11 protein-coding genes and 1 pseudogene are annotated in these 9,725 nt (G+C 73.6%); 6 read left to right on the top strand and 6 right to left on the bottom strand.

Translation table 11 applies throughout. The features are described 5' to 3' along the window. Positions 1-23: 23 nt before the first annotated feature. A complete protein-coding gene (locus AC4IJH_RS32860; RefSeq protein WP_490855583.1) occupies positions 24-476 on the bottom strand; it encodes a hypothetical protein in 453 nt (150 codons plus the stop codon). 138 nt (positions 477-614) lie between these two features. On the opposite strand from AC4IJH_RS32860, the gene AC4IJH_RS32865 reads away from it, so the two are divergent. Next, positions 615-1,130 carry a DinB family protein gene (locus AC4IJH_RS32865; protein WP_490855584.1) on the top strand — a complete coding sequence of 172 codons (516 nt, stop codon included), beginning with the start codon at positions 615-617 and terminating at the stop codon, positions 1,128-1,130. Between the two features lie 98 nt (positions 1,131-1,228). Beyond that, complete coding sequence (locus AC4IJH_RS32870; RefSeq protein WP_490855585.1) at positions 1,229-1,948, top strand: GNAT family N-acetyltransferase; 720 nt, start codon at positions 1,229-1,231, stop codon at positions 1,946-1,948. A 63-nt stretch (positions 1,949-2,011) separates the two neighbouring features. Here AC4IJH_RS32870 and AC4IJH_RS32875 read toward each other — a convergent pair whose 3' ends face one another. Beyond that, complete coding sequence (locus tag AC4IJH_RS32875) at positions 2,012-2,755, bottom strand: GAF and ANTAR domain-containing protein (RefSeq protein WP_490855586.1); 744 nt, start codon at positions 2,753-2,755, stop codon at positions 2,012-2,014. 239 nt (positions 2,756-2,994) lie between these two features. After that, complete coding sequence (locus AC4IJH_RS32880; protein WP_490855587.1) at positions 2,995-4,608, bottom strand: AMP-binding protein; 1,614 nt, start codon at positions 4,606-4,608, stop codon at positions 2,995-2,997. 335 nt (positions 4,609-4,943) lie between these two features. On the opposite strand from AC4IJH_RS32880, the gene AC4IJH_RS32885 reads away from it, so the two are divergent. Continuing rightward, complete coding sequence (locus AC4IJH_RS32885; RefSeq protein WP_490855588.1) at positions 4,944-5,681, top strand: Mut7-C RNAse domain-containing protein; 738 nt, start codon at positions 4,944-4,946, stop codon at positions 5,679-5,681. A 141-nt stretch (positions 5,682-5,822) separates the two neighbouring features. On the opposite strand, the gene AC4IJH_RS32890 is transcribed toward AC4IJH_RS32885, so the two are convergent. Further along, positions 5,823-6,173, bottom strand: a complete 351-nt coding sequence (locus AC4IJH_RS32890; RefSeq protein ID WP_490855589.1) for a hypothetical protein — start codon at positions 6,171-6,173, stop codon at positions 5,823-5,825. Between the two features lie 29 nt (positions 6,174-6,202). On the opposite strand from AC4IJH_RS32890, the gene AC4IJH_RS32895 reads away from it, so the two are divergent. Continuing rightward, complete coding sequence (locus AC4IJH_RS32895; RefSeq protein ID WP_490855590.1) at positions 6,203-6,385, top strand: hypothetical protein; 183 nt, start codon at positions 6,203-6,205, stop codon at positions 6,383-6,385. 18 nt (positions 6,386-6,403) lie between these two features. After that, positions 6,404-7,333 (top strand): sigma-70 family RNA polymerase sigma factor, encoded by a 930-nt coding sequence (locus tag AC4IJH_RS32900; RefSeq protein ID WP_490855591.1) that lies wholly within the window; start codon positions 6,404-6,406, stop codon positions 7,331-7,333. 87 nt (positions 7,334-7,420) lie between these two features. Here the strand turns inward: AC4IJH_RS32900 and AC4IJH_RS32905 are convergent, their stop codons facing one another. Both AC4IJH_RS32905 and AC4IJH_RS32910 read right to left on the bottom strand, forming a co-directional pair. Next, complete coding sequence (locus AC4IJH_RS32905; RefSeq protein WP_490855592.1) at positions 7,421-8,158, bottom strand: ABC transporter permease; 738 nt, start codon at positions 8,156-8,158, stop codon at positions 7,421-7,423. Then, entirely contained in the window at positions 8,149-9,105 is a 957-nt protein-coding gene (locus tag AC4IJH_RS32910) for an ATP-binding cassette domain-containing protein (RefSeq protein ID WP_490855593.1), read from the bottom strand. Before AC4IJH_RS32910 ends, AC4IJH_RS32905 begins: the two co-directional genes overlap by 10 nt. A gap of 107 nt (positions 9,106-9,212) precedes the next feature. On the opposite strand from AC4IJH_RS32910, the pseudogene AC4IJH_RS32915 reads away from it, so the two are divergent. Next, positions 9,213-9,725: pseudogene (locus AC4IJH_RS32915) on the top strand (hypothetical protein); the annotation flags it as partial.

Genomic DNA, 9,725 nt, shown 5'->3' on the forward strand with positions numbered 1-9,725 from the left:
GCCGCGCCCCTTACGCCAGGTCCTTACGCCAGGTCCCCCTCCCCTATCGCCGCCACCAGCTGGAAGGGCAGTTCGCCCGCCGCCTGCCCCATCCCCACGCCCGTCCAGCGGCCCTCCGCCCGCCAGCCGTACACCCTGGGCACCACCCCGCACAGCGCGTCCAGCGGCGGCCGTACCGGCATGCCCATCGCGGACCGCTCCAAGTGCCCGGCCAGATCGAGCACTTCGGGCGCGCCCCACCGTAAGCTCAGCGCCGCGACCAGCGCCGCCAGCTCCTGCTCGAACTCCTCCCTGGCCTCGTGGACATCCGCCGCGTCGGCATCCCAGAACTCCTGGCTGATCCGCAGATCGGCCAGATGGAACCCCGGCCCGCTCTCGACCATGGCGGACCGGACCCGCTCGGCGGGAAATTCCCTGGCCCGCAGCAGGTCAATGGCGGTCAGATGCTGTGCGACGGCACTCGATGCTCTGGTCATGCCGTCAGTAAACAACCAGGGTCTGACAATTGGCCGACCGTCAGCGGCCCGGGGCACGGGTGCGGCTTCGCTGCGCCGGTCCGCACCGCAGGGGACCGCCCGCCGGGGGCTGTCAGTGGTGGCTGTTACGGTCCCCGCATGGTCACACATGTCCCCTTCACCGGTGGTGAGAAGGAGTGCCTGCGGGCCGCGCTGGACCGGCACCGCGATGCGCTGCTCTGGAAGGCCGAAGGCCTCGACGACGAGCAGTTGCGGCGGCCGGTGACCCCGTCGGGCACCAGCCCCCTGGGCCTGGTCAAGCATCTGGGCGGCGCCGAACTGGGCTGGTTCTGCCTGACCTTCGGGCGCGGCACCGGCGGCCCGCTGCCCTTCGACCCCGCGGTCGAGGACGCCTGCGACCTGCGCGTCGCGCCGCATGAGTCCACCCGGGACATCCTCGGCTTCTACTCCCGCGCCCGCGCCGCCGCCGACCGTGCCATCGACGAGCTCGCCCTGGACGATCTGGGCACGGCGTTCGCCTGGTTCGGCGGTGCGACGGTCTCGCTGCGCTGGGCGCTGGTCCACATGCTGGAGGAGACCGTACGCCACACCGGCCACATGGATATCGCGCGCGAGCTGATCGACGGGGTGACGGGCGACCACCGCAGGGACTGACGCGCCTGTCCGGGGCCGAGCCGGGTTCGGTCCGGGGCCGGCCTGAGGCCGTGGGAAATGGGCGGGCCCCGTCCGCCGCGCGGAGTTAGCCTCGCGGCGTGATCTGGGACGAGGCGCGGCTGTTGGAAGTGGAAGTGGATGCGATCCATGGGCTGGAGCCGGGCGCGGCGGGCGGCCCGGCGAGGGTGCGGGATCCGGCGGTGCGGGCCGTGTGGTCCTGGTCGCCGCGGGCCCGGCTGCTGGCTCTGGGCGACGGGGTCCCCGATCCGGGTCCGGTGGAGGGGCTGCGCCAGGAGTACGTGCCCGGTGAGGCACCCCGCGTACTGACGTACCTCGCCGGCGCGCTCGCCGCGGACGGGCGGAGAGCCACGGTGGGAGGCGGGCCGACCTTCGTGTTTCCCTCCGCCGGGCCGCTCACGGACCGGCGGTCGGCGTCGCTGCCCGTGGTCGTCTCGGACCCGGCAGGGCGGGAGCGGGCGCGTCGCCTGGCCCGCCCGGGGAACTGGCAGCCCGGCGAATGGGCCGAGTTGACCGCCGGGGAGGCGGGCGAGTGGGCGATGGCCGTCCATCGCGACGAGCCGGTGTGCATCTGTTTCTCCCCGGCGGCCAACGCGCTCGCGGCGGAGGCCGGTATCTGGACCCGTCCCGACTTCCGCGGCCGTGGCCTCGCCCCCGCCGTCGTCACCGCCTGGTCGCACCGCGAGCGCCGTAACAAACAGATCCTCTTCTACAGCACCACGGCCGCCAACCACGCCTCGCGTTCCGTGGCCCGCTCCCTCGGCCTCACCGCGCTGGGCTGGATCTGGACCCTGCGCTGAACCGCCCACCGTCCGGCGTACGGATGCCAGAACACCCGGCCGGGCAGGTGGCGGCGATGGGGGTCATCGGTGGGACGGGCGCGGGAACGGGCCCTGTTCGGCGGGGGTGGTGATCACCTCGTGGGCCAGGTCGGAGAGTTTGCCGCGGTGGGTACGGGCGTGGCGGCGCAGGAGTTCGAAGGACTCGTCGGGGGTGAGGTGCAGGCGTTCGGCGAGCACGCCCTTGGCCTGTTCGATGAGGACGCGGCTGGCCAGGGCGCCCTCCAACTGCTCCTTGTGCAGGCGGTGTTCGTCCAGGGCGCGCTGGTAGGTCAGGGCCAGCGCCGTGGCGTCCGCCAGGGCCTGGCCGGCCCTGATGCCGGGTGGGGGCAGGGCACGGTGCTGGTGGAAGAGGTTCACCGCGCCCAGCATCCGGCCGTGGTGGCGCAGCGGCAGCGCGGTGGCGCCGGTGAACCCCTCGGTGAGGGCGCGGTGGGTGAAGCGGGGCCAGCGGGCCCGGCAGTGCGGGTGCGGCAGGGGCAGGTCGGGCAGGCGTTTGCCGCTGCCGTAACTGTCCCTGCAGGGGCCTTCGGCGGCGTCCAGCTGGAGCCGTTCTATGCGGTCGGCGACCGGGTCGGAGGCCGCCCGCTCGGTCAGCCGCCCGTCTTCGTCGGCCATCAGGACGCTGCCCGCCTCCACCCCGGGCAGCCGCAGGCAGTAGCCGGACAGTTCGCCCAGCAGATCGGTGGTGTCGGCACCGCGGGCCGGGGCGTCGGCCAGCGCCAGCACGGCGGTGATCAGCGACGGTTTGTACGGCGGATCCACCATGGTCCGTTCGCCTCTTCGGCAGAGGACGTCGACGGCCGCGGCCGCGGCCGCCGCTCCTGCGGGTTCCCCGCCCCGGCCGGTCAAGACCGCCATGGCCAGGCCTGCGCGTGGCGCGCGTGGCCTGCGGTGCGCCGATGGCCTGGAGCGGCGCCGGCAGCGCGGGCGCCGTGGCGGCGTGTGGTGCCGCCACGGCGCCCCGTCCCAGGCGAGCGGGTGGATCTCCGTCCGGTGGCGGGTGCTCAGCTCGCGGCGGCCGCCATCTGCTCGGCCTGCACGCGCAGTTGCTTCTTGTCGGGCTTGCCGGCGTCGGTCAGCGGCAGCTCGGCGGCGAAGGTGATGCGGGCGGGCTCGTACATGCTCCCGCGCGCCGCGCGCACCATGGCGCACAGTTCCCGCTCGTCGACCGCGCCGTCCGCCGCGGGGACGACGACGGCGTGCACCTGCTCCATACGGTCCGCGTCCCGGACGCCGAAGACGGCGCTCTGGTGCACCTTCGGGTGGGAGTTGAGCAGGTCCTCCAGCTCGGTGGTGTAGACGTGTCCGCCGACCACGACGATCATGTCCTTGATCCGGTCGACGACGGTCAAGTAGCCGTCCTCGTCCAGGTATCCGATGTCCCCGGTGTGCAGCCAGCCGTCCCGCAGGACCTCGGCGGTCAGCTCGGGCTGCTTCCAGTAGCCCTGCATGATGTTCGAGGAGCGCACACAGACCTCGCCGCGCTCACCGTGGGGCAGGGCGCGCCCGGACTCGTCCCGGATCTCCAGCTCGACCCCGGGCAGGACCCGGCCCGCCGAGCGCAGCCGGTCCGGGCGCTCGGGGTCGTGGTCCTCGGGCGGCAGGACGCTGATGCCGCCCGCCTCGTTCTGGCCGTAGAACTGCAGCAGTACGGGGCCGAAGCGCCGGATGGCGTCCGCGATGCGGGCGGGCGAGGACTGGCAGCCGCCGTAGTTGATGCCGCGCAGGCTGGAGGTGTCGGTGCGGTCCGCGTCCGGGTGGTCCATCAGCTGGTAGAGCAGCGGCGGCAGCAGGAACAGGTCCGTGATGCGCTCCCGCTCGATGGTGGCGAGGGCGGCCGCGGGGTCGAAGTCCTCGTGCAGGACGACGCAGCCGCCCTCGCGCAGGGCCTTGTCGGCGAACATGCCGCCGGCGTGCGCGAGCGTGGTGCACACCAGCACCCGCGAGGCGTCGTCACGGCTGCTCACCCGCTCCGACGGCGCTGCCTCGGCACCGTCCTGGTCCTCTTCCTGGTCCTCGCCCCACAGCCCGCGCTTCTCCTCCGAGAAGCGGTGCATCTGCTCGAAGGTGGTGCAGATGCCCTTGGGGTGGCCGGTGGTGCCGCCGGTGTGGCGGATGGTGCACACGTCCTGCGGCTGCGCCCGGCCCGCGACGGGCTCGGCGGAGCGGGTGGCGGCGAGTTCCAGCAGGTCCTGGCCGGTTTGCGCCGGTCCGAGGGAGAGAATCAGCGGCACCGGGGACTTCTCGGTGATCTCGGCGGCGCGCGCGTCCCAGCGCGGGTCGACGATCAGCGCGTGGGTCTCCACATCGCCCACGATGGCGGCCTGGACATCGGCCGAGAGCCGGTTGTACAGGTGGTTGACCCGGCAGCCGATCAGGTTGGCGGCGTAGCGGGCGGCGATCGTCTCGGGGAGGTTGCCGCACAGCAGCGTGACGGTGTGCCCGCGGCCCACGCCCAGGTCCCCCAGCGTGCGCGCCATACGGTGCACCAGATCGCGGAACTCGCCCGCGGCGATCCGCCGTTGCTGGTGCACCAGCGACTCGCGGCCCGGGTCGGTCGCGAGCGCGTCGAGTATCCCCTCCACGTGGGTACGGAAGTCTTGTGCGGCGATGGACATGTGCGTTTCCTCCTGGCGACGACCTGTTCGTCCCAGCCGGCCGGCTCTGCGTACGGAATGGGGCGATGGTGCCGGGGAACTGACGGGTCGTCGCACCGGCCCGTCGCAGCGAGCCGGCCCGACAACGAGAGTGGTTGCCCCAGGCGACCAACGAGGCTAGCCCTTGATGATCCACAACTCCAAGTCGAGCGACGGCGACATTCAGCCGAATTCCGGGGCGGCGCCATCCCCATGACGGATCGGCCCTCGCCACGCGCCCGCGCCCGGCTCCCCCAGGCCGCTCCAACCCGTAAACCCGCTGGTCGGCGGCGGTACAGCAGTGGCATGCTGACCGGGTGAACGGACCCGAGATCCTCCTCAGCCTCGCCCCCGAACTACGGCTCTTCGCCCCCGCCGACCGCCGCCGCGACCACGCCCCCGTCGTCACCGACGGGCTGTCCACGCTCGGACATGTCGTGGAGTCCTTCGGCGTACCGCTCACCGAAGTCGGGGCGCTCCTCGTCGACGACCGCGAGGTCCCGGTCTCCCACGTGCCGGGCGCGGGCGAGACGGTCGAGGTCCGCGCGGTCCCGCGCCCGCAGCAGGTGCCGGGGGCACCGCTGCGCTTCCTCCTCGACGTCCACCTGGGGACGCTCGCCCGGCGCCTGCGGCTGCTGGGCATCGACGCGGCGTACGAGAACGAGGACATCGGCGACCCGGCGCTGGCCACGCGGTCCGCCGCCGAGCGGCGCGTGATGCTCTCCCGCGACCGGGGGCTGCTGCGGCGCCGGGAGCTCTGGGCGGGCGCGTACATCTACAGCGACCGCCCCGACGACCAACTCCGGGACGTACTGGGCCGCTTCGCCCCCCGCCTCGCGCCGTGGACCCGCTGCAGCGCCTGCAACGGCCTGCTGCGCGCGACCGACAAGGACGCCGTCCAGGAGCAGTTGGCGCACGGCACCCAGCGCACCTATGACGTCTTCGCCCAGTGCACCGCCTGCGACCGCGTCTACTGGCGCGGCGCCCACCACGCCCGCCTGGAGGCCATCGTGACCGAGGCGGTACGGGAGTTCGGCAGCGCGGCGGTGCAGTGACGGGGTGCGCCGTCCGCGGCGGGGGCCGTTGTCAGTGGTGGCCGCTGACGTCCTTTCCAGGACGACCGCCCCCGCACGCGGCCGAGGTGCGGCACCTGCCGGCCAGCAGACCCGCCGACGGCGGCGGCGGTGCGGCCCTCGTCAGGCGAGGTGCTTGAGCTTCTCGAACGGGTAGCGGGCGATCACCACGACGGCGAAGGCGTAGGCGGCGAACAGGACCAGGCCCGGGGTGTCGATGGCGCGGGTGCCGTCGCTGAGCAGGACGGTGCCGACCGGGGCCAGCGGGGCGAGGCTGAGGATGGCTGCGGCGGTGCACCAGCGCGCCACGAGGCGGTCGGCGCGTTCGCGCAACGCGGGGTCGCGCCGGACCGCGTCCGGCACCTCGTACCCGTCCGTCCGGTCACAGACCTGTCCGCGGTACCCGGCCCGGGCCGCCAGCAGGCTCACCACCGCGAGGAGGACGAAGCAGCAGAAGATGAAGACGTACGCCATGAAGATCCTGGCCCCAGGTGCCCGTTCGGATGCCGTCGAATGTGGTCAACACGGGAATGTACGCCGACGCCGCAGCGAGAACAGACCACGGCCCCCTCAGACGCCCCCTCTGCGCGGCCACGGCGCTCGCCCTCGCCAGTGGCCGGATCACCTTCTCCGCCGGCGGCGGCTTCCCGGACCGTGCCGCCGAGTCCCCCGGGCCCATCGGCTAGGTTTCATGATCGGCCGTCATGGCCTCGACGGGGAAGGGGTGGGACGCGGTGGACGAGAGCGCGTGGCTGGCGGGGCGGTTCGAGGAGCATCGGGCGCATCTGCGGGCGGTGGCCTACCGGATGCTCGGGTCGCTCAGCGAGGCCGAGGACGCCGTTCAGGAAGGCTGGCTGCGCTTCAGCCGTACCGATGTCAGTGAGGTCGAGAACCTCGGTGGGTGGCTGACCACGGTGGTGGGGCGGGTGTGTCTGAGCATGCTGCGTACGCGGGCGCGGCAGCGCGAGGAGCCGCTGGAGGAGCAGGTGCCCGGCCGGCAGATACCCGGCCGGGTCGTCGGCCGCGAGGAGCGGGCCGACCCCGAACAGGAGGCGCTGCTGGCCGACTCGGTGGGGCTGGCGCTGCTGGTGGTGCTGGACAAGCTGGCGCCCGCCGAGCGGCTCGCCTTCGTCCTGCACGACATGTTCGCCGTGCCCTTCGACGAGATCGCTCCGATGCTCGACCGCACCCCGGCGGCGACCCGGCAGCTGGCGAGCCGCGCCCGGCGCCGGGTCAAGGGGGCCGAGCCGGTGCCCGCGGCCGATCTGTCGCTCCAGCGCCGCATCGTGGAGGCGTTCCAGTCCGCCGCGCGCGGCGGGGACCTCCAGGCGCTGGTCGCGGTGCTCGACCCGAACGTGGTCTTCCGCGCGGACGCCGCGGTCGGCCCCACCCCCGCACCCGTGGTGCTGCGCGGTGCGCAGTCCGTGGCCAAGGGGGCGTCCGCCGCCGCGGAGCGGGTCCGCTTCACACAGCCTGCGCTGGTGAACGGCCAGGTCGGACTGGTGATGGCGCCGCTCGGAAAACTGTTCCTGGTACTCCGCTTCACGATCGTGGACGGCCTCATCACCGAGATCGACACCATCGCGGAGCGGGACCGCTTGCACGGGCTCGAACTCGCGGTCCTCGAAGTCTGAGCGCCGAGCGCTCCGCCGGGCATGCGTGGGTCGAGGGGGCTGGTCGCGCACGTCCGCGCACCCTTACGGGGCGCGGACGTGCGCCTCTCAGGCATCCCTGCGCAGCATCGCGCGGGCGCCTGCGGCCACCGACACGGCCGCCCACGCCGCCATGACGGCCATGCCGGTCCAGGCGCCCAGCACCCCCTCGGGGTGCGGGTGCAGGATCTGCTGGCCCGCGCGGTCCGGGAGGAACTGCACGGCGCGGCCGATGCCGGTGTCGCCGTGCAGGATCGGTGAGATCAGGAAGATCAGCGGGACGAGGAGGGCGAGCGCGCCGACCGTACTGCGGATGACCGCGGCCACGCCCGCGCAGAACAGGGCGAGCACAGTGAGGTAGAGGGCGCAGCCGACGATGGAGCGCAGGGCTCCGGGGGCGGTGAGGCCCACTCCGTCCTCGCCCAGCAGGGCCTGGCCGCCGAGGAAGGAGGTCAGGGCGGTGAGCAGCCCGGTGATCAGGGTCAGGGTGGCGATGGCGGTGAGCTTGCCCGCGTACAGCAGTCCGCGGCGGGGGACGGCGGTCAGGGAGGTACGGGCCGAGCCGCTGGTCCACTCCCCCGCGACGGCCAGGACGCCGAAGGAGATGACCGCCAGCTGGCCGAAGGTGAGGCCGAAGTAGGAGGAGTGGACGGGGTCGTCGGGCCCGCTGCCGGGGGCGGATCGCGTGGCGGCGACGGCCATGCCGATGCCCGTGGTGAGGACGAGGAGGGCCGGCAGGGCGCCGGTCAGCGAGCGCAGGGTGCGCACCTTGGTGAACTCGGAGCGGAGTACGGCGGTCAGCTGCACGAGGCGGTCCTCTCGGGGGTGCCGGGGCCGACGGGAGCACCGGTCGCGGTGAATTCGGCGGCGTCGGCGGTCAGGCGCAGATAGGCGTCCTCCAAGGAGGGCGCCCGGCCGGTGAGTTCGAGGACGGAGATGCCGTGGCGGGAGGCCAGGGCCCCGATGTCGGCGGGCTCGGCGTCCTGGACGGTCCAGCTCCCGTCCTCTTCCGGCGCCGCGGCGTACCCGGCCCGGGTCAGCTCCTCGTGCAGCCGCGCGCCGTCGGTGGTGCGCACCCGCACCGTGGAGTGGGTGTGTGCGCGCAGGAAGTCGTCCATGGGGGTGTCGGCGAGCAGCCGGCCGCGGCCGAGCACGATCAAGTGGTCGGCGGTCAGGGCGGTTTCGCCCATCAGATGGCTGGAGATCAGCACGGTACGGCCCTGGGCGGCGAGCCGCTGGGCGAGCGTACGGACCCAGATGATGCCCTCGGGGTCCAGCCCGTTGGTGGGCTCGTCGAGCATCAGCACGGCGGGGTCGCCGAGCAGGGCGGCGGCGATGCCGAGCCGCTGGCGCATGCCGAGCGAGAAGGTGCGGATGCGCTTGCGGGCCACGGCCGTCAGACCGGTCTCCTCCAGGACCTCGGCCACCCGCTGGTCGGGGAGGCGGTTGCTGTGGGCGAGGACGCGCAGGTGGTCGCGGGCGCGCCGGGCGCCGTGGGCGGCTTCGGCGTCGAGCAGGGCGCCGACGTGGCGCAGCGGTTCGGCCAGGGTGCGGTAGGGGCGGCCGCCGATGGTGGCGGTTCCGGAGGTGGGCCGGTCCAGGCCGAGCGTCATGCGCAAGGTGGTGGACTTGCCCGCGCCGTTGGGGCCGAGGAAGCCGGTGACCTTGCCTGGCTGTACGCGGAAGGTGAGGCCGTCCACGGCCCGCGCGGTTCCGTAGACCTTGGTCAGGCCGTCGACGTCGATGGAGGTCATGGCCTCAGCCTGGCCGCCGGACCACCCACCGCACCTCCCCCACCAGCGGGTTCGTGCTCCCCCGCACGGGGGAGGCCGGGGGTGGGGGCGGCTGGCACGATGGCCGGGTGCCCCCGATCCCGGCTGCCGCCCTGCTGCGTCCCCTGGCCCGTGCCGTCACCTACAGCCGCTGTCTGCATCTGTTGGTCGGTGCGGCGCCCGGCCTGATCAGCATCTTCGTCCGCCCGGGGCCGCACGGGACGCCCACGCTCGCGGACTGGCTGCTGATGGCAATTCAGCCCGTGCCGCTGCTGCTCGTGGCGGCGTTGATACCGGGGATGCGGCGGGCCGAGGGCATACAGGCGCAGCTGATGCTGTTCGCCGGACCGCATTCGGCACACCGCCGCGCCGGTCTCCCCCGCGGCACCCCCGGGCCCCACGCGGCGGACCCGCTCACCGACCCCACCCGCGGCGTCCCCGGACCGCATGAGACACCCCCACCCGGCGACCCCACCTGCGGCATCCCCGGACCGCATGAGACACCCCCACCCGGCGACCCCACCCGCGGCATCCCCGGACCGCATGAGACACCCCCACCCGGCGACCCCACCCGCGGCATCCCCGGACCGCATGAGACACCC

Source organism: Streptomyces sp. UF-297 (assembly GCF_058245575.1).